The organism is Frankia sp. Mgl5, assembly GCF_023242985.1.
Lineage (GTDB): Bacteria > Actinomycetota > Actinomycetes > Frankiales > Frankiaceae > Parafrankia > Parafrankia soli.
The window spans coordinates 35,945-55,107 of sequence record NZ_JALKFY010000685.1; the positions used below are offsets into that span (position 1 = coordinate 35,945).

17 protein-coding genes and 1 pseudogene are annotated in these 19,163 nt (G+C 73.1%); 3 read left to right on the top strand and 15 right to left on the bottom strand.

Annotated features, from left to right (window positions below; translation table 11 throughout):
- Positions 1–18 precede the first annotated feature (18 nt).
- Entirely contained in the window at positions 19–612 is a 594-nt protein-coding gene (gene pyrR, locus MXD62_RS25195) for a bifunctional pyr operon transcriptional regulator/uracil phosphoribosyltransferase PyrR (RefSeq protein WP_071064888.1), read from the bottom strand.
- Between the two features lie 561 nt (positions 613–1,173).
- Here pyrR and MXD62_RS25200 point away from each other — a divergent pair.
- The gene (locus MXD62_RS25200) at positions 1,174–1,671 is read left to right on the top strand and encodes a transcriptional regulator (protein ID WP_006540108.1); all 498 of its coding nucleotides are present in this window, start codon (positions 1,174–1,176) and stop codon (positions 1,669–1,671) included.
- A 232-nt stretch (positions 1,672–1,903) separates the two neighbouring features.
- On the opposite strand, the gene nusB is transcribed toward MXD62_RS25200, so the two are convergent.
- The 14 genes from nusB to MXD62_RS25270 all read right to left on the bottom strand — a co-directional run bounded on the left by nusB (position 1,904) and on the right by MXD62_RS25270 (position 16,210).
- The gene (gene nusB / locus MXD62_RS25205; RefSeq protein WP_083788184.1) at positions 1,904–2,368 is read right to left on the bottom strand and encodes a transcription antitermination factor NusB; all 465 of its coding nucleotides are present in this window, start codon (positions 2,366–2,368) and stop codon (positions 1,904–1,906) included.
- Positions 2,365–2,928, bottom strand: a complete 564-nt coding sequence (gene efp, locus MXD62_RS25210; protein WP_020459313.1) for an elongation factor P — start codon at positions 2,926–2,928, stop codon at positions 2,365–2,367. Before efp ends, nusB begins: the two co-directional genes overlap by 4 nt.
- Positions 2,929–3,137: 209 nt before the next feature.
- Positions 3,138–4,253, bottom strand: a complete 1,116-nt coding sequence (gene aroB / locus MXD62_RS25215) for a 3-dehydroquinate synthase (protein ID WP_248831917.1) — start codon at positions 4,251–4,253, stop codon at positions 3,138–3,140.
- Positions 4,253–4,816 carry a shikimate kinase gene (locus MXD62_RS25220; RefSeq protein WP_071064874.1) on the bottom strand — a complete coding sequence of 188 codons (564 nt, stop codon included), beginning with the start codon at positions 4,814–4,816 and terminating at the stop codon, positions 4,253–4,255. Before MXD62_RS25220 ends, aroB begins: the two co-directional genes overlap by 1 nt.
- A gap of 2 nt (positions 4,817–4,818) precedes the next feature.
- A complete protein-coding gene (gene aroC, locus MXD62_RS25225) occupies positions 4,819–6,003 on the bottom strand; it encodes a chorismate synthase (protein WP_020459310.1) in 1,185 nt (394 codons plus the stop codon).
- A gap of 58 nt (positions 6,004–6,061) precedes the next feature.
- Positions 6,062–6,724: an A24 family peptidase gene (locus MXD62_RS25230; RefSeq protein WP_248831928.1), complete on the bottom strand. Its 663-nt coding sequence runs from the start codon at positions 6,722–6,724 to the stop codon at positions 6,062–6,064.
- A 56-nt stretch (positions 6,725–6,780) separates the two neighbouring features.
- Positions 6,781–7,677: a shikimate dehydrogenase gene (locus tag MXD62_RS25235; protein ID WP_248831918.1), complete on the bottom strand. Its 897-nt coding sequence runs from the start codon at positions 7,675–7,677 to the stop codon at positions 6,781–6,783.
- Between the two features lie 2 nt (positions 7,678–7,679).
- On the bottom strand, positions 7,680–9,089 hold the full coding sequence (mltG, locus tag MXD62_RS25240) for an endolytic transglycosylase MltG (RefSeq protein WP_248831919.1): 1,410 nt from the start codon (positions 9,087–9,089) through the stop codon (positions 7,680–7,682).
- Positions 9,086–9,619, bottom strand: a complete 534-nt coding sequence (gene ruvX, locus MXD62_RS25245; protein ID WP_248831920.1) for a Holliday junction resolvase RuvX — start codon at positions 9,617–9,619, stop codon at positions 9,086–9,088. Before ruvX ends, mltG begins: the two co-directional genes overlap by 4 nt.
- The gene (alaS, locus tag MXD62_RS25250) at positions 9,616–12,258 is read right to left on the bottom strand and encodes an alanine--tRNA ligase (RefSeq protein ID WP_248831921.1); all 2,643 of its coding nucleotides are present in this window, start codon (positions 12,256–12,258) and stop codon (positions 9,616–9,618) included. The genes ruvX and alaS overlap by 4 nt, the downstream gene beginning before the upstream one ends.
- Before the next feature lie 93 nt (positions 12,259–12,351).
- Positions 12,352–12,702, bottom strand: a complete 351-nt coding sequence (locus tag MXD62_RS25255) for a hypothetical protein (protein WP_071064880.1) — start codon at positions 12,700–12,702, stop codon at positions 12,352–12,354.
- Positions 12,702–13,196: a DUF948 domain-containing protein gene (locus tag MXD62_RS25260; RefSeq protein ID WP_248831922.1), complete on the bottom strand. Its 495-nt coding sequence runs from the start codon at positions 13,194–13,196 to the stop codon at positions 12,702–12,704. Before MXD62_RS25260 ends, MXD62_RS25255 begins: the two co-directional genes overlap by 1 nt.
- A 379-nt stretch (positions 13,197–13,575) precedes the next feature.
- Positions 13,576–15,018 (bottom strand): replication-associated recombination protein A, encoded by a 1,443-nt coding sequence (locus MXD62_RS25265; RefSeq protein WP_248831923.1) that lies wholly within the window; start codon positions 15,016–15,018, stop codon positions 13,576–13,578.
- Between the two features lie 73 nt (positions 15,019–15,091).
- Positions 15,092–16,210 (bottom strand): MHYT domain-containing protein, encoded by a 1,119-nt coding sequence (locus MXD62_RS25270; RefSeq protein ID WP_248831924.1) that lies wholly within the window; start codon positions 16,208–16,210, stop codon positions 15,092–15,094.
- A gap of 1,039 nt (positions 16,211–17,249) precedes the next feature.
- On the opposite strand from MXD62_RS25270, the gene MXD62_RS25275 reads away from it, so the two are divergent.
- Together MXD62_RS25275 and MXD62_RS25280 are read left to right on the top strand one after the other, a co-directional pair.
- The gene (locus MXD62_RS25275; protein ID WP_020459299.1) at positions 17,250–18,188 is read left to right on the top strand and encodes a FadR/GntR family transcriptional regulator; all 939 of its coding nucleotides are present in this window, start codon (positions 17,250–17,252) and stop codon (positions 18,186–18,188) included.
- 840 nt (positions 18,189–19,028) lie between these two features.
- Positions 19,029–19,163, top strand: a pseudogene (locus MXD62_RS25280) (FadR family transcriptional regulator); the annotation flags it as partial.

A 19,163-nucleotide genomic window follows, 5' to 3' on the forward strand; every position in this document is an offset into this window, starting at 1 on the left:
GCGGGGCCGTGTGCGCGGTCACGGCGCGTCCGACGAGACGATGAGGACGGCGTCGGCGCCGTCGACCTCCCGGAGCCGGACGGCGACCGACTCGCGGCGCGAGGTGGGCATGTTCTTCCCCACGTAGTCGGCGCGGATGGGCAGCTCGCGGTGGCCCCGGTCGACCAGGACGGCGAGCTGCACAGCGCGGGGGCGGCCATAGGCGGACAGCGCGTCGAGCGCGGCCCGGACGGTGCGCCCGGAGTAGAGGACGTCGTCGACCAGGACGACGACCATCCCGTCGACCCCGCAGTCGGGGATCTCGGTCACCTCGAGCGGGCGCACGCCGCGCAGCCGCAGGTCGTCCCGGTACATCGTCGGGTCCAGGGAGCCCACTGGAAGGGTCACGCCCTCGACCGCGGCCACCCGGCGCGCCAGCCGCTCCGCGAGCGGCACGCCGCGGGTCGGGATGCCGAGCAGGACCACGCCGTCGCCGCCGGAGGTCTTCTCCAGAACCTGGTGCGCCATCCGGCTCACGACCCGGTTCATGTCGGCGGCGGAGAGCACGGTGCGGGTGATGCCGAGCCCCTCGGACCCGGTGAGCCCCTCGGACCCGGTGGGGGTGCTGCTCACATCGGCCGTTCCGGCACGGAGCTCGTCTCGTGGACGGGCGGTACGCCCGGTACGCCCGGTCATGTTCCGGGCAGGGTCGCCTTGCGCGGCCGAGGCCACGAGGTGTCCCTCCTTCCCCGCCTCACTGGACGGTCCTTAAAGGAGCGGTCCACGCGACGGTACCAGCCGCCTCCGGGCCCAAGGGACCGGTCGAGCAGGCCTGAGGGCCGGGGCCACGCAAGACGTCGGCCCGGTACGGACGGATTCCGCGGACGCTTCAACCAGCCCGCGAGAGCCGTTGCTGAGAGTGACACGGGTCACGATGCTCCGCATACCGAGCACCGAAATCGTCACTACACGTCACCGTAGATAGACGAAACGCACCAGCCGGCGCCCCATCCGGGAAGTACCAGCGGCGCTAATGCCAGCCGCAACCAGGAGGCTACAGAAAGTGGTACAAAGAAAGAGGCGACACGACCCCCCGGGTGTCGAGCCTCAACCTGGCGGGCACTACTATCGGTAACCGCCGGCGGCAAGAGCCCCGGTTCCAGCTGATCGACCACGACAGGAGTGGGCACTTCGATGTCCGACTATGCGAAGGCGCTCGGTGCTCGGCTGCGCGCGATACGCACCCAGCAGGGGCTCTCGCTTCATGGCGTCGAGGAGAAGTCGCACGGTCGCTGGAAGGCCGTCGTGGTGGGCTCCTACGAGCGTGGAGACCGCGCCGTCACCGTCCAGCGCCTGTCTGAACTGGCCGAGTTCTACGGCGTGCCGGTAGGGGAGCTGCTCCCCGAAGGCTCCACCGTGGCGCCCCTCGAGCAGTCCCCGCGCATCGTCCTCGACCTCGAACGTCTCGCGCAGGTTCCCAAGGAGCAGGGCGGTCCGCTCGCGCGGTACGCGGCCACCATCCAGAGCCAGCGCGGCGACTACAACGGCCGGGTGCTCTCAATCCGTTACGAGGACCTGCGTTCCCTCGCGGTCATCTACGACACCTCCCCGAGCAAGCTCACCGAGCAGCTCGTGTCCTGGGGTGTTCTCTCGCCGGAGCAGGGCAGCGAGCCGGCCGCGTCGGACGCCTAGTCCCGCCGCCGGCTGGTTCCACACTCGGATGCCCGGCCTGGGCATCCGGAAGCACCAGGCACCACGGGCGGACGGTCACCGGGGGGTACCGTCGCTCCGCTCCACCACCCAGCGGTGGCACGCACAGCACCAGCACCAGCACCAGGGATCTTCTGGGGGACGACCCGGTACGTCACATCCGTGACGTACCGGGACACCGCGCAGGCTCAGGCGCGAGCCCCGGTACGCGAGTTCAGGCCTCGGCCGACTCGCCGCCCACGGCCTCAGCCGCCCCGGCTGCCCGAGGGCTTCCCTCCGGCACCGGTTTCTCCTTGAGCAGGCTCGCCAGCAGGCCGTTGACGAATGCCGGCGACCGCTCGGTGGAGATCGTCTTGGCCAGCCGCACCGCCTCGTCGATCACGACCCGGTCCGGCACGTCGGAACGCCAGAACAGCTCCAGCACCGCGATCCGGAGGATGTTCCGGTCCACCGGGGGCATCCGGTCCAGTGTCCAGCCCTGGGCGAACCGGGCGATGTGCGCGTCTATCTCGGCCAGGTGGGCCACCACGCCCTCGACGAGGTCCGAGGTGTAGTCCGGCACCGGCGGGTCGGCCTGCGCCCGGTGCGCGGCAAGGGTCTCCATCGCCCGCGCCGAGCGCATGTCCGCCTCGTAGAGGACGTCCAGCGCCCGCTTGCGGGCCTTGGACCTGGCGCTCAGCTCGTCACCCGGCCCAGGTACCGGCCGTCGCGGGTGTCGACCTTGACCTTCTCGCCGGTGGTGATGAACAGCGGCACCTGGATGTTCGCGCCGGTCTCGAGCGTCGCCGGCTTGGTGCCGCCGGTCGAGCGGTCGCCCTGGACGCCCGGGTCCGTCGCGGAGATGGTCAGCTCGACGCTCGCCGGAAGCTCGACGTACAGCGGCGCGTCGTCGTGCAGCGCGACGGTGGCAATCGTGTTCTCCAGCATGTAGTCGGCAACCCCGCCGACCACTCCCGGAGGGACCGGGATCTGGTCGTACGACTCGCTGTCCATGAACACGAAGTCGGCGCCGTCACGGTAGAGGTAGGTCATCTCGCGGCGGTCGACGGTCGCGACGTCCACCTTGATTCCGGCGTTGAACGTCCGGTCGACCACCTTGCCGGTGAGCACGTTCTTCAGCGTCGTCCGGACGAACGCCCCGCCCTTGCCCGGCTTGACGTGCTGGAATCCGACGACGTTCCACAACACCCCGTCGATGTCGAGCGTCATGCCGTTCTTCAGGTCGTTCGTTGTCGCCACTGCGCGTGTCTCTCCGTTCCGGTCGCCGTCCGGCCGATCGCCGTAGGCCTGATCGCCGTATGGCCGATCGCCGTGTTGTCGACCGACCGTCAGCTGGTCGATCGCCGGCCCGCCGCCCGTCACCGGGTCAGGCCGCGGCAAAGTCTACAGATCGAGGGCATCACCGCCTCGCAGCCCACGGCGGACCACGCGCGGTGCCAGCCGAACGGTCAGTTCCCGGTAGCGCTCACACCGCCCGCGGCGACCGAGTCGTACGCGGCCAGCAGCAGGCCGGGCTCGGGATCGTCGAATCCGCGCGGCCGGCCGAGCGCTTCGAGCACAACGAAACGCAACCGCCGGCCCCGGGTCTTCTTGTCCACCCGCATCGCGTCGAGCAGCGCCGGCCAGCGGTCCCCCCGGTACTCCACCGGCAGCCCGATGGCCCGCAGCAACTCGCGGTGGCGATCGGCGGTCGCGCGGTCGAGCCCGGCGACGAGCCGGGAGAGCTCGGCGGCGAAGACCATGCCGACCGAGACCGCCGCGCCGTGCCGCCAGGAGAAATTCTCGACCTTCTCGATCGCGTGGGCGAGGGTGTGCCCGTAGTTCAGGATCTCGCGCCGGCCGGCCTCGCGCGGGTCGCCGGACACCACCGCCGCCTTGACCCGGATCGACCGCTCGACGAGCTCGGGCAGCCGAGCCGACCCGGTCGGATCGGCCTCCAGCAGCTCGAGGATGCGCGGATCGGCGATGAACCCGGCCTTGACGACCTCGGCGAGCCCGGCCCGGACCTCGACCGCCGGCAGGCTGGCCAGGGTCGACAGGTCACAGAGCACCGCCAGCGGCTGGTGGAAGGCGCCGACGAGGTTCTTGCCCGCCTCGATGTCGATGCCCGTCTTGCCGCCGACCGCCGCATCGACCATCCCGAGCACGGTGGTGGGCACCTGGATGACGTCGACACCACGCAGCCAGCCCGCCGCGGCGAACCCGGCCAGGTCGGTCGTCGTCCCGCCGCCGAGCCCGACCACCAGGTCGTCGCGGGTGAAGCCGACACGGCCGAGGGCGTCCCAGCAGGCGCCCGCGACCCGCAGCTGCTTGGCCTCCTCGCCGTCCGGCACCTCGAACGCGTGCGTCTCGACGCCGGCACCGGCGCCGGCCCGCAGCTCGGCGATGACCGCCGCGGCGGTGGCCCGCAGCGCTCGCGGGTGAATGACCATGACCCGGGTGCGCCCCGCGGCCAGCGCCGGTAGCTCGCAGAGGGCGCCCTCGCCCAGCACCACGTCGTAGGCCCGGTCACCGGACGGGGTGACCTGGATGCGGACCATGTCGGAAACCTTCATCGCGCACATCAGTGCCCCGCCCTCCCGGCGAGCTCGATCAGGATCGCGGCGACGACGTCGTCGATCCCGAGGGCGGCGGTGTCCACGGTGATCGCGGCCACCTCCTCGTACAGCGGACGGCGGGCCTTCAGCAGCGCGGCCAGCCGGGTCCGCGGGCCCTCCACGAGCAGCGGCCGGTCGCGTGCGAGCCCGACCCGCTTCGCCGCGTCAGACGCGGTCACGTCGAGGTAGACGACCCAGTGCCGGGCCAGCTCCGCGCGGACGCCGGCGTCCAGCACGGCCCCGCCGCCCAGGGCGAGCACACCCGGGTGCTCGGCCAGGGCGGTCAGCACCGCCGCCCGCTCCGCCGCGCGGAAGTACTCCTCGCCGTGCTCCAGGAACACGTCCGAGACGCTCATTCCGAGGTTCGACTCGACATCGGCGTCGGTGTCACGGAAGGCCACCCCGAGGCGCGCCGCGACTGCCATACCGACGGTGCTCTTACCCGCCCCGGGCGCGCCGACCAGCACGGCGACCGGGCCGGACACAGCTGCCCCCGGCCCGTCGGCCCGCGCCCCGCTCTCCGCACGCATGGTCAGCGCACCGCCAGCGACTTCAGGTAGCCCTCGTAGTTGCGCCGGGTCTCCTCCACCGAGTCGCCGCCGAACTTCTCCAGCGCTGCGCCGGCGAGCACGAGGGCGACCATCGCCTCGGCGACCACGCCGGCCGCCGGCACCGCGCACACGTCCGACCGCTGGGCGATGGCGACCGCCGGGTCGCCGGTGGCGACGTCGATCGTGGCCAGCGGCTTCGACAGGGACGAGATCGGCTTCATCGCCGCGCGGACGCGCAGCGGCTCGCCCGTCGTCATCCCGCCCTCGACGCCGCCGGCGCGATCGCTGGCCCGCCGGACCCGCCGACCCGGCCCCTCGAGCGGCTCGATCTCGTCGTGGGCGACCGATCCGCGCCGGCGCGCGGTGCGGAAACCGTCACCGAACTCGACGCCCTTGATCGCCTGGATGCCCATCAGCTCGCCGGCGAGCCGCGCGTCGAGCCGGCGGTCGCCGTGGACGTAGCTCCCCAGCCCCGGCGGGCAGCCGTAGGCCAGCACCTCGACGATGCCGCCGAGGGTGTCCGCGTCGCGGTGGGCGGCGTCGATCTCGGCGACCATGAGCGCGCTGCTGGCCGGGTCGGCACAGCGCACCGGGTCGGCGTCGACGACGGCCAACGAGGTCGGCGGCGGCGTGCCGGGTGGCACCTCGACCGCGCCGATCGCGACGACGTGCGAGACCACCTCGATGCCGTACGCCTGGCGCAGCAGCGCCCTGGCGACCGTGCCCAGCGCGACCCGGGCGGCCGTCTCCCGGGCGCTCGCCCGCTCCAGCACCGGCCGCGCGTCGTCGAAGCCGTACTTCTGCATGCCGGCGAGGTCGGCGTGACCAGGGCGCGGGCGGGTGAGCGGGGCGTTGCGGCCCAGCCCCTCCAGCTCCGCCGGGTCGATCGGGTCGGGCGCCATCACCCGCTCCCACTTCGGCCACTCGGTGTTGCGCACGACGACGCTCACCGGGCCGCCCAGGCTGACCCCGTGCCGCAGGCCGCCGAGCAGCTCGATCTCATCCTGCTCGAACTTCATCCGGGCGCCGCGACCGTGGCCGAGACGGCGCCGGGCCAGCTCGGCGCCGATGTCCGTGCTGGACACCCGGATGCCCGCCGGCAACCCCTCGACCGTCGCAACCAGTGCGGGGCCGTGTGACTCCCCCGCTGTCAACCAACGCACCATGCCTGCCAGTCTTTCACGGCCGGTCCGGTACGAGTCCCCGTCACGGGCCGGAGATCGCTCAGCCGGCCGGCTCCCAGCCCACGCCGAGCACCGCGATCAGCGCCCCGACCAGCAGAAACGGGCCGTAGGCGATCGGATCACGGCGGGACACGCGGCGCAGCGCCAGCAGCACGAGGACCACCGCACCGGAGATCATGGTCGTCGCGACCAGCCACACCACGACGGCCGACCAGCCCAGCCAGCCCGTCGCCACGCCGAGCAGCCCGGCGAGCTTCACGTCCCCCCGTCCCAGCCCGGCCCCCGGCAGCAGGCGCAGACCCGCGTACAACAGCCAGGCCACGGCGCCGGCGAGCAGCGCCCGCGGCCAGCGGCCGGGCGCGCCCTCGGCCAGCGCGGGCACGGCGAGCAGCGCGGCCAGCACGGCGTACGAGGGCAGCACGATCACGTCCGGCAGGCGGTGCACCCGCAGGTCCACGGCGGCGAGCACGACCCCGACGACCGTCAGGTACAGGTACGCGGGCAGACGTCCCGGGTGCGGGTAGGTCGACGCGGCGACGGCGGCGATCAGGACGGCGGTGACGGTGCCGAGCACGGCCGGCGCGGGGGTCGCCCGGCGCGGCAAACGGCCGTCCACTGGATCGAAGGAGTCGACGACCCGGGGCAGCAGCGGGATCGGCAGCGCGGCGCAGACCGCGGCCGCCACGGTGGCGGCGACCACCACCGTGTTCACCTGACCACCCTGCTCATTTGACCATCGTGCTCATCCGACCGCCGGGCTCATCCGATCCGGCTCGCGACGCGGGCCGACAGCGCCGCGTGGCCGGCGGCGAGCAGGACCCGTTCGTCCACCGGGCGGCCGGTGAAGTGGCACACCTGGCCGACCGCCTGGCCGGCCAGCACCTCGAGGCCGCCGACCACCCGCGCACCGCCGCGGTAGGCGCAGGCCGCCAGCGCCGTGGGCCAGGGGTGGTAGAGGAGCTCCAGCAACGCGCAGGTCACCGGCCACGGGCGACGCGCGAGCTCGTCGGTCACCCCGGCGGGGGTCGTGGCGACCACCAGGTCCGGCCCGGCCGGCATCCCGCCGCTGAGGATGTCCCAGGGCAGCGCCGTGACCGAGACGCCGAGCCGGGCGCCGATGCCGACGAGCTCGGCGACCGCGTCGGGGCGGCGCGCCACGATCGCGACCCGGGTGGCACCGACCCGGGCGAGCGCGGCGACCACCGCCCGCGCTGTCCCGCCGGCCCCGAGCACCAGCGGCTGGACCGGGGCCGCGCCGCCGGTGAGCCGCCGCAGCGCGTACCCGACGCCGTCGACGTCGGTGTTGAACCCGGCGAGCCGCCCGTCCTCCCGGACGACCACGGTGTTCACCGCGCCGAGCAGGGCCGCGGTGGGCTCGACGTCGTCAAGCAGGTCGACCGCGGCGGTCTTGAGCGGCATCGTCAGCGACACCCCGGCCCAGCCGGGCTCGTCGCGCAGGCGGTCGAGCATGCCCGGCAGGCCGGCCTCGTCGCACTCGATCGCCGTGTAGGTCCAGTCCAGGCCGAGCCGCTCGTAGGCGGCCGCGTGCAGCACCGGGGAGAGGGAGTGCGCGATGGGCGAGCCGAGCACCGCCGCCCGCCTGGCGTCCGGAGCCGGCCCGGACGGCTCCGCACGGTCACGAGAGCTGATCACCACGGCTACTCGGCCCCTCCCTGGCGGTGGTATTCGTCCAGCGCGTCCTGGAACTCCGCGTCGGTGGTCGCGAAGACCGTCTCGTGCGTCTGGGGCATGGAGACGAAGTAGAACCACGAGCCCTGTGCCGGGCTGAGCGCGGACTTGATCGCCCAGGTACTCGGATTCGAGATCGCGCCGGGTGGCAGCCCCTCGACCGCGCGGGTGTTGTACGGGTTGTTCTGGCGCAGCTGGGCGTCGGTCAGCGGGCCCTCGTACTCGTCGAGGGCGTACCGGGTGGTCGAGTCCATGTCGATCCGCCGGAAGCGGCCCGAGGTGTCGTTCAGCCGGTTGTAGATGACCCGCGCCACCTTGGGCCCCTCGCCCTCGTTCGCCACCTCCTTCTCGATGATGGAGGCGATGATCACAACGTCCTGGGGCTTCACATGCCCGGCCTCGGCGCGTCCTACGAGGTCGATCTCCTCGGCGTTGGCCCGGAACCGGGCGACGGCCTCCTTGAGCACGTCCACCGGGTCCGTGCCGGGCGCGACGTCGTAGGTCGACGGGAAGAGGTAGCCCTCCAGCCCCGTGGCGTAGTCGGGCAGGCCCAGCGTCGACGGCTTGCGCGCGATCGCCTCCAGGTCGGCCACCGGCGTGCCCGTGCGTGTGGACAGCTCCTTGAACACCTGCCGGACCGTGTCCCCGGGGCTGATCGTGTAGCGGAACAGCGCGGAGGACGCGTCGTCGAGCAGCGCGTCGAGCGCCGCCGCCGCGCTCATCTTCGAGCGCAGCCGGTAGGTACCCGGCTGGATCGACAGCGCGCGCTGGTCCCGCGACGCGAGGTTGACGAAGGCCTGCCTGCTGGCGATCACGTCGGAGGCGGCCAGCCGGCCCGCGATCTCCGACGACGTGGCGCCGGCGGGAACCTGGACGACGACGATGCCCTCGCCGGACCCCGCGTAGTCGGCCGCGGGCTCCCCGCCGATCCGGCCGATGACCTTGCCGACGCCGAAGATCCCCGCGCCGACCAGGACGGCGACCACGACCAGCACACCGATCAGCTTCGGCAGGGCCGAGCCCGGCCGACGTCCACCGGGCCGCCCCCGGTCATCGTCACGCCCACGCCTCGGCGGGGCGGCCCCGTCGTCGGGGCCGCCGTCGGCGTCGTCGTCATAGGCGCCGCCGTAGGCCCCGTACGCGTCGGCCTCGTCCGGTTCGAAGCCGTCCCCGTAGCCGGCGGGCTCGCGCTCACCCGCGGCCAGGCCGGCCCGGTCGCGGCCGTCCACGCTCCCGGCGCGGCCGCGGCGGGAGCGCCGCGCACCTGCCGGGGCACGGCGTTGCTCCTCGTACGCCCGGTCGTCGTAGTCCCGGTCGTCGTAGTCGTCGTAGCCCGCGCCGTCGAGCAGCTCGTCGAATCCGTCCCCGTCCCGGATCACGCCGAATCCAGGGGCCGCCCAGTGCCGCCCGAGGCGGCGCCGCCGGATCCCCCGCGTGCCCGGCGGACGTCCAGGTGGTGCTGCAGGATCTGCACTGCTGCCTCCTGATCCACGAGATCACGGCGGGCCCGGGAACGCAGTCCGCGCTCAGCCATTCTGCGATGCGCCACGACCGTGGTCAGCCGCTCGTCGACGAGACGGACCGGCACGGGCGCGACACGCGCGGACAGCACCTCCGCGTACCGCCGCGCGAGCCGGACGGCCTCGCCCTCCCGGCCGGAGAGGTGACGCGGCAGACCGACGACAACTTCGACAGCGTGCCTGTCCCGGACGATGTCGGCAAGCTCGTCGACGTCCGCAAAGCCACGGCGGGACACATCTCGGCGCAGAGTTGTCACCGGCACGGCGAGCAGACCGTCGGGATCGCTCACCGCCACACCGACCCGCACCGACCCGACATCCACCCCGATCCGCACGCCGCGCCCCGCGTCCGGATCCGGGTCCACGTCGCAGGCCCCGGTGTCGTTCACGCGCCCTGGTCGGCGACCAGCTCGCGCAGCCGGGCGAAGACCTTCGGGATCATGTCCGCGTCACCGCGTCCGCCCTGGGCGACGTCAGGCTTGCCGCCGCCCTTGCCGCCGAGCGCGGCCCAGGAGTGCCGGACCAGGTCGCCGGCCCGCAGGCCGCGGGTCCGCGCGGTCTCGTCGGTCGCCACGACGACTGCCGCGCCGGCGGCCTCGACGACCGCGACCACCGCCGGCCGGCCGGCGAGCCGGCCGCGCACATCCAGGGCGAGCAGGCGGAGGTCGTCTGCCGGAGTGCCCGCGGGCACCTGCGCGGTGACCAGCGCCACGCCCCCCACGTCCTCGGCGCCGGCGGCGAGCGCCGCCGCGCCGGCCAGCACCGCCTGTGCCCGCAGCCGCTCCAGCTCCTTCTCCGCGTCGCGCAGCCGCCCGACGATGTCGGCGACCCGGTCGGCGAGCTCGTCCGGACGGGCCTTGAGCGCGCTGGAGAGCTGCGAGACAAGCACGTGCTCGCGGGCCAGGAACCGGAAGGCGTCCATGCCGACCAGCGCCTCCACCCGGCGCGTCCCGGCCGAGATCGACGACTCGGACAGCAGCTTGATCGCGCCAAGCTGGGCCGAGCTGGCCACATGGGTACCACCGCACAGCTCGCGGGCGTAGTCCCCGACGTCCACGACACGGACCCGGTCGCCGTACTTCTCGCCGAACAGCGCCATCGCGCCCAGCCGGCGCGCCTCCTCCTGGGAGGTGACGTACCAGCGGACCTCCAGATCACGCAGGGCGATCTCGTTGACCTCGTCCTCGACGTCGGCGAGGACGGAGTCGGGCACCGCGCCGAGCGCGTGGAAGTCGAAGCGCAGCCGGCCCGGCGAGTTCAGCGACCCGGCCTGCGTCGCCGACTCCCCGAGCGCCCGGCGGAACGCCGTGTGCACGAGGTGGGTGGCGGTGTGCGAGCGCGACACCGCGCGCCGGCGCTCGACGTCCACCTCGGCGAACACGTCCGCCCCGACCCGCAGCTCGCCGCCGAGAATCTTGACCCGGTGCATGACCAGGTCGGGCACCGGGCGCTGGACGTCGAGCACCTCGGCCTCGCCGCCGTCGAACCGGATCCGGCCCAGGTCGGCCTCCTGGCCACCGCTCTCGGCGTAGAAGGGGGTCGCGTCGAGCAGGATGCCGACCTCCTCCCCCTCGCCGGCCGCGGTCAGGCTGCCACCGTCGCCGATGCCGACGAGGCCGACGATGCCGGACTCGCGCCCGAGCTCGGTGTAGCCGGTGAACGTCGTCGGGCCGGAGGCCGCGAGGATCGGCCGGAAGGCGGAGAGGTCCAGGTTGCCGATGCGGCGGGACGCCCGGTCGGCCTTCGCAGCCTGGCGCTGGCGCTCCATCAGCCGGCGGAAGCCGGCCTCGTCCACGGTCAGGCCCGCCTCTGACGCCATGTCCATGGTCAGGTCGATCGGGAACCCGTAGGTGTCGTGCAGCCGGAACGCCGACTCGCCGCTGAGCTGGGACGACCCGCTGGACCGGGCCTGGGTGACCGCGGTGTCGAAGAGGCTGGTGCCCGTGCGCAGCGTCTCCAGGAAGGCCGTCTCCTCGGCGACCGCGACGGCCGTGATCGCCTCGGCCTGGTCGACGAGCTCCGGGTAGATCGGGCCCATCGCCGCGCGGACCACGCCGAACAGCTCGTCCATGACCGGCTCGCGGGCGCCGAGCAGCCGGGCGTCACGCACCGCCCGGCGCAGCATCCGCCGCAGCACGTACCCGCGGCCCTCGTTGGACGGCGAGACGCCGTCCGAGATCAGCATCGCCGCGGTCCGGGTGTGGTCGGCGACGACACGCAGCCGGACGTCGGCGGCCGGGTCGGCGCCGTAGCGGGTCCCGGTGAGCCGGCCGGCCGCGTCCAGCACGGGACGGGAGATGTCGATCTCGTACAGGTTCTCGACACCCTGCAGGATGGTGGCCATCCGCTCCAGGCCCATCCCGGTGTCGATGTTGCGGGCGGGCAGGTCGCCGACGATCTCGTAGCCGTACTCGCTGCCCTCGCCCCGGGCGAACTGCATGAAGACGAGGTTCCAGATCTCCAGGTAGCGGTCCTCGTCCGCCTCCGGGCCGCCCTCGCGCCCGTACGCCGGGCCGCGGTCGAAGTAGATCTCGCTGCACGGGCCGCACGGGCCCGGCACGCCCATCGACCAGAAGTTGTCCTTCTTGCCGCGCCGTTGGATGCGTTCGGCGGGCAGCAGGGTGCGCCAGATCGCCTCGGCCTCGTCGTCGTCCAGGTAGACGGTGGCCCACAGGTCGTCGGGGTTGAAGCCGTAGCCGTCGACGATCAGTTCGAAGGCGAACGGGATCGCCTCGGCCTTGAAGTAGTCACCGAAGGAGAAGTTCCCGCACATCTGGAAGAAGGAGGCGTGCCGGGCGGTGCGGCCGACGTTGTCGATGTCCACGGTCCGCACGCATTTCTGCACGCTGGTCGCGCGGTTCCACGGCGCCTTCAGGTCCCCGAGGAAGTAGGGCTTGAAGGGAACCATGCCGGCGTTCACCAGCAGCAGGGTCGGGTCCTGCGCCACCAGGGACGCACTCGGGACCACGGTGTGACCCCGCTCGGAGAAATGGTTCAGAAAGCGGCGGCGGATCTCGGCCGTGTCCATCGGTTCACGTCGTCCAGGGTCGTCGGGATAAGGCACCCGGCCACCCGGCCGACGCCGGGCGTGCACCCGGGATCGGCCGTGGCCGGTCGGAGGTCATGGCCGGCGCGCGCCGGGGACCAGACGCATCGTCCGTTCCGGGTCGAACTCGTCAGGACCCGGGGCAGCGGTGTCCTGGTCGCTCGCGGCAGCCCCTGTGCTCGTGGCGGCGCCTGTACGCTCGCCGTCGCCGGAGCCGTCCGCGTCGTCGAGGCCGAGCGCGGAGCGGATCTCCTCCTCCCGCTCGGCCATCGCCTCGCCGACGTCGGCGGCGAACTCCCGCACCGACTGTACGAAAGACCCGGCCAGACTCGTCGGCGACAGCGAGGAGACCGCGCGGGCGACCTGGCGCACCACCAGCACCCCGGTGGCCGCGCCGAGGGCGACGTAGAACATCCTCGTCCCCATCAGCGACGACCCCGGCCGCCCACGCCGGACGCGGTGACCTCGGGTGCGCGGCGCGCGGCCCGACGCTGCGACTTCTCCGCCTTCATCTCGGCCGACACGCGCGCGCTGACATCCGCCTTCGCCCGCTTCGCGACCGCCTGGCGCACGCCGTAGCTGAACGCGGCGACCCGCACGATCGGCCCGCCCAGCGTGGCGGCGAACAGCGACGTCAGCGACGAGACGTTCGTGGTCACCGTCTGCACGTTCGCCGTGATCGCGTCGATCCGGTCGAGCTCCTTGTTGACGTGGGCGAGCGCGACGTTGACCTCGTCCACGGTCGCCCCCGCCTGCCGGACCCGGGCAGTGCCCTCGTCGATCACGATCCCGGTCTGCCGTACCCGGGCCGCGGCCTCGTCGAAGATCTTGCCGAGCTTGTACAGGACGTAGCAGGCGAAGAGCACGAGCACCGCGAACGCCCCAGAGGCGATCAGGCCCGCGACCGCACCACCGGACATGTGCTTCGCCTCCATCGTTGTCGGTAACGCCAGTCGTAGGTAACGCCTGTCTCAGATAACGCCAGTCTCAGGTAACGCCAGTGCCGGGTAACGCCTGGTGACACCGGCCACCGAGGCCGGCCGGGCCGCCGGGGCCGCCCTGCGCGGGCCGGGGCAGTCCCGCCGGGACGCCGTTCCGCCCGTCATGCCGTTCCGTCCGTCACGCCGCACCGCCTGCCACGGCGGCCGTCACGCCGTCCGGCGCGGCGCCCTCGTGCGGCGGTCCGGGTGGCCTGCCGGTGCTGTTCGCCAGTGACCTTACCGACCGGTGTGCACGCACCACCGGTAACCCCCGGGGCGTCCGTGTCCGTCCCCGGCCGGACGGGCCGGCGCCAGGTGGTCAGCCGGAGGTGTCCGCCGGGGGGTCTGGCGGCTGTCCCCGCAGCACTCCGCGCAGCCGCAGGAGTCGCTCGCCCGCCCGCTGCTCGAACCCGTGCCCGGTCGGGTGGTAGTAGTCCGACCCGGCGAGGACGTCCGGTGCGTACTGCTGTCGGACCACCCCGTCCGGGTGATCGTGCGGATACCGGTACCGCTCACCGTGGCCCAGCCGCGCCGCGCCCCGGTAGTGCGCGTCACGCAGGTGCGGCGGCACCGGCCCGACCCGACCCGACCGGATGTCGGCCGTCGCCGCGTCCAGCGCGGTGATCACCGCGTTCGACTTCGGCGCCAGCGTCAGATGGATCACTGCCTGGGCCAGGGCGAGCCGTGCCTCCGGGAGCCCGACGAGCTCGAGGGCCTGGGCCGCCGACACGGCGACCCCGAGCGCCCCGGGATCGGCCATCCCGACGTCCTCGCTCGCCAGGATGATCATTCGGCGTGCGACGAAACGCGGGTCCTCGCCGGCCTCCAGCATCCTGGCCAGGTAGTGCAGTGCGGCGTCGACGTCACCGCCGCGCATCGACTTGATGAACGCGCTGACGACGTCGTAGTGCTGGTCGCCCTCCCGGTCGTAGCGGACGGCGGCGCGGTCCACCGCCCGCTCGAGGAGGTCGAGCTCGAGGCGGACGGGACCGGCCTCGTCCGGACCGGCCGCGTTCGGACCGGCCGCGTTCGGACCGGCCGCGTTCGGACCGGCCGCGTTCGGACCGGCCGCGTTCGGACCGGCCGCGGCGAGCGCCGCCTCCGCGCCCGCCTCGAGCGCGGTCAGCGCGCGCCGGGCGTCACCGCCGGCGACCCGGACCAGGTGCTCGCGGGCCTCCTCGGCCAACACGAGGCGCCCGCCGTAGCCGCGCGGATCGGTCACCGCGCGCTCCGCCAGCTCGGCGATGTCGGCGTCGGTCAACGGCTCGAGGGTCAGCAGCAGCGACCGGGAGAGCAACGGGGAGACAACACAGAAGAAAGGATTCTCCGTGGTCGCCGCGACCAGCGTCACCCACCCGCGTTCCACGGACGGGAGCAGCGCGTCCTGCTGGGTACGGGTGAACCGGTGCACCTCGTCGATGAACAGGACCGTCCGTACACCGGACATCGACAACGTCTCGCGGGCCTCGTCCACCACCGCGCGGACGTCCTTGACACCCGCGGTGACAGCCGAGAGCTCGCGGAACCGGCGCCGGGTGGCCCGGGACACGATGTGCGCCAGCGTGGTCTTCCCGGTACCGGGCGGCCCCCACAGCACCACCGAGGTCGTCCCGCCGCCCTCCACCAGCCGGCGCAGCGGGCTGCCCTCCGCCAGCAGGTGACGCTGCCCGACGACCTCGTCCAGGCCGCGTGGGCGTAACCGGGCCGCGAGCGGGCCGGAGGAGGCGAGCGTCTCGGCCAGCTCCGCGTCGAAGAGACTCACCCGACCACCGTACGGCCGGGGTCCGACACCGATCCGAGAGCAGGCGGACGGCGTCCGCGGGCGCTGGCGGAGGTCACCTCCGCCCATGGTGGGTGTCACCCGTCCAGCCGACCGGGTCGGCCGGGCCCCGCTGGTCCAGCGGATCGCGCCGGTCCGCGGCGTCCCAACGGTCCGCGGCATCCGGCCGGTTCGCCGGTCCGGCCGGGCCGGGCCGGTGCCCCCGGTCCCGCGGCGCGTTCGACGTGACCGCTTCGAGGGGACCGCTCCGCTGCGCCGCCCAGGCGGCCCGCTCGTCGGTCCCGGGCCGCTCGCCTCCGCCGACCCGATCGGCCTGCTCCGGCCGCTCGCCCCCACCGACCCGGCCGTCGCCACCGGGGCGCTCCCGGTGGGACGGGCCGCCCTCGACCCGCCCGGCGTCCGGCCGGGGCCCGCCGCGATGCCGGCTGCGCCCCTGGACCGAGGCGAACGGATCGGAATAGGTGACCCCGCCGAGCGCGGCGAAGATCACGACCGCGAGCACGGAGAAGGCGATCACGCACACCAGCATCGCCAGGGTGATCGGGTCCGCCCCGGTGACCGGGGACAGCACGGCGGCCGTCTGGACCTGCGTCGCGGCCATCGCCGTGTAGTGCATCCCGCAGACGGCCACGGCCATGACCAGCGAGGCCAGCACGACGTGCAGCCCGGTGAGCACGCGGAAGGCGATCCACAGCGCGGCCAGCGCGGCGACTACGGCAACGCCGACCGACAGGGCCACCAGCCCGTGCCGGTAGCTGATGTCACTTCCGACGTGCATCGCGGCCATGCCCGTGTAATGCATCGCGGCGACGCCGAGCCCGGCGACGACACCACCGGCGGCCAGCCGCACCGGGCTGTCCGGACGCCGGGCCACCAGCGACAGGCCCACCGCCGAGACGGCGATCGCGATGAGCAGGGACAGCCCGGTGAGCGGCAGGTCGTACCGCACGTCGCGGTCGTCGACCTGGTAACCGATCATTCCGATGAAGTGCATGGACCACACCGCGCCGCCACCGAGCGACACCGCGGCCAGCATCGTCCACCACAGCCGCGCCCGCCCCTCGGCGGAAGATATCCGCATCGCGCTCACCAGCGCCGCGAAGGAGCCGATCACAGCGAGCAGTACGGACACCGCGACGAACAGAAGATCCTGACTCGAATGTTGATGGGCCATCTGCACCGTGATCAATTTCCCCCCAGACCGGCCGAAAGACGCCCATTCCTAACACAAGTTCTCAGCTAACGAGAACTTGCGCGCCGAATTACACCGGAGGAAGTAACAGACGCCGCACCGAGCCGTGGCGGCCCCAGATCAGGACTTCGGTCCCTACGGTGACAGGCCAGAGACCCCTTGTGGCATGCGACGCTTACGTCACCGCGGAGCAATAACATCACTCTGAGCAACCATCCACTACTCGCTGCTCCGACGCGCGCCCGTCGGCCCCACACCCCGAGGCCCGTGCCCGACGGCCTCCCGAGGTCGCCCCGCTCTTTCCTCAACCCGTCGGCGGCAAACCGTCCGCGAATTCGGTCCGTCCCGGCGCGCAACCCGGCGAATGGTCGGCGAATACCGACGCGGGCGACCGGGGCACGGCACTCCGGAGTGGTTCACGAGCCGATAACGGGGGCAGGGCGCAACCACCACGTATCGGCGTCCCGGAAGTGCGTCGATTTTCCGCACGAACGGTCGAACAGGATGTAGGTGGCCTGTAAGTGCCGGTCACGGTGGATGGCATGGGACACACGTCCGGATGTCGAGAGCCCAGCCGCTCCACCACCGACGACACCGCCGCGCGCCGTGCCGACGGTGCGCGGGAAGCCGCCACGCAGTGGAAACGGCCGGGCTACGCGCATTCCCGGCCGGCCACGCATCCTCCGGTCACGCTTCCGGGCCACCGGGACACGAAGCGGCGGAGCTGCACAGATGCCAAACGGGCGCGCCCTTGGCCCACATGGGTAGCTGCAATCGGTTGACTGGAGCCCCTTATCTGGAACACGCTTCCGATGCCGGGGGGCAAACGCCGGTGCCGACTACCGGGAACTCACCGGAACGGCACGGAACACGTCCGGAAAGGAATCCGAGCACACTGTGGGCGTCATCGCGAACGCCGTCGACAGGTCGCCGGCGCGGCGATGACTGCCCGCCGTCGGAGCAGTCACGGCGACGTCGGAAAGTCCGGCGTCGGCCAACGAGTTCATCCGGAGGAAGAGCAGTGTCTGACGGGCTATCGCCGGCCGGCCGGAATACAGCGTCCGGCGCGTTCCACGGCGCAGCACGGACTTCTCCACGCGGCGCCGCGCCCGCTGTCGGCTCCGCCCTCGGCGGCGGGCACGCCGCGGGCCGCCGCGCCGGCGGCCATGCCGAGAACGGCGGGGCGATCGGCCTCGTCGTCGGCGAGCCGGAGGAACCGACCTCCCGCTTCGGGCAGCGCACCCTCGCCTCCCGACTGGCCCGCACCATCGAGCTGGAGATCATCCGGCGCGGGTGGCCGGTCGGAGAGGGGCTCGGGTCGGAAGCCCAGCTCATGGAGCGCTACCAGGTCGGGCGGTCGGTGCTGCGTGAGGCCGTCCGGCTGCTGGAGAGCCGATGGGTGGCTCGGCCGCGGCCCGGTCCCGGCGGCGGCCTTGTGGTGACCGCACCCGACCACGACGGCGTCCGCGACGTCGCGCGGGTGTACCTCGACTTCGCCCGTGCCCGGCCGGAGCACCTCTGCGAGACCTGGTCCGCCCTGGAGGCCGTGGCCGTCCGCAGGCTCGCCGAACGGATCGACACGGCCGGCCTGACCCGGCTGCGCGGTGCGCTGCAGCCGGCCACGCCGGGCGGACGGGCCGCGGGAGCGCGCTCGCGGACACGGTCAGCCGGCACCCGGCCGGCGCCGGTCGCGGCGGGCTCCACCGGGGAGGCCCCGGTGCTGCTGCACCTCGAGATCGCCCGGCTGGCGGGCAATCCGGCCGCCGAGCTGTTCATCCGGGTCCTGGCGGACCTCGCGCATCCCCGCGAGGAGACCGACCGGCTCGGGCAGTGGTGGCAGCACCCGCTGCACGCCGAGATCGTCGACGCGATCACCCGCGGCGAGGGCGCGCTCGCCGAGCACCTGGCCCGGTCCTGCATCCGGCGGCACGTCGAGGAGGCGACCGCCCACCGGCACTGACAACACCCGCGCTGACAACACCACCGGCACTGACGCGACCGGCACTGGCCCGCACTGGCACCGACCCCCGCTGGCACTCGACTCCCCTGGCCCCCGCGGTCCGCGGCCGCGGCCGCCCCCCGCCGCCCCCCCCGCGCCCCGGCCCCCCCGGGGGCCCCGGCCCGGGCCGCGGGGGCCCGTGCGGGGGCACCGGAGCTGACGGAGCTGACGCCATGACACCGGCGTCATGGCGCTGAAAACAGATTGCGCGGCGTCGAATGCACCGGCGATTGCGCGGGTATCCAGTCGACCACGACGGATCGCGGCGGCGCGGCGAACATGCTGGTACTCGCACCGCGGTTGGCGCCGCGGGGCCATACACGGACAACCGTACTCGGACAACCACTCGCACGACTTGTTACGCGCTCCGCGGTTGCCCACACAACCATGTCGGACAACAGCACCGGACAACGCCACTGGGCAACACCGGTAGGCAACGCCGCCGGACAACACCGCGAACGAACACCGCCGGACCGCGACGGCGGACAACAGCCACCGACTACGACGGCTGACTGCGGTGACCGAGAACGGCGGCGGACAACTGTCACGGACAACTGTGGTCGACATCAGTGTCGAAGACCGGGAGGACCACGCCAACAGGGTGCGCTCGGCAGTCTCCTCATTGCGGAACGTGTATCATTCTTCCGCCGGGCACCAAGCGGGCACCGGCAACGGGCGGGCATCTAGGCCGGCCGCACACCTGAACCGGCGGGAACGCGGAATGCCCGCGGCGTGATGAGCCGCGTCCGTCCGGAGAGGCACGGAAGAATGACATTAGCCGAGCACCAGCGTGGTGGCAGGATGGCAAAAGGCCCGAGCGGCCGTGCCGCGGCCGCTGGTGGCCCGCTCGGCGGTGGTCTCGGTCAGCAGGTCCGCGTGCCCAAGACCGCCGAGCTCGTCGCGGCCCAGCTCCGCCGCCAGATCGTCCGTGGTGAG

Excerpts from the sequence above, each read along its gene's own strand:
- aroB (WP_248831917.1), bottom strand. The coding sequence starts at position 4,253 with ATGTGCGCGATGAAGGTTTCCGACATGGTCCGCATCCAGGTCACCCCG.
- MXD62_RS25200 (WP_006540108.1), top strand. The coding sequence starts at position 1,174 with ATGTCCGACTATGCGAAGGCGCTCGGTGCTCGGCTGCGCGCGATACGC.
- MXD62_RS25260 (WP_248831922.1), bottom strand. The coding sequence starts at position 13,196 with ATGTCCGGTGGTGCGGTCGCGGGCCTGATCGCCTCTGGGGCGTTCGCG.
- MXD62_RS25255 (WP_071064880.1), bottom strand. The coding sequence starts at position 12,702 with ATGGGGACGAGGATGTTCTACGTCGCCCTCGGCGCGGCCACCGGGGTG.
- MXD62_RS25270 (WP_248831924.1), bottom strand. The coding sequence starts at position 16,210 with ATGGCCCATCAACATTCGAGTCAGGATCTTCTGTTCGTCGCGGTGTCC.
- aroC (WP_020459310.1), bottom strand. The coding sequence starts at position 6,003 with ATGGTGCGTTGGTTGACAGCGGGGGAGTCACACGGCCCCGCACTGGTT.
- MXD62_RS25220 (WP_071064874.1), bottom strand. The coding sequence starts at position 4,816 with ATGCGTGCGGAGAGCGGGGCGCGGGCCGACGGGCCGGGGGCAGCTGTG.
- alaS (WP_248831921.1), bottom strand. The coding sequence starts at position 12,258 with ATGGACACGGCCGAGATCCGCCGCCGCTTTCTGAACCATTTCTCCGAG.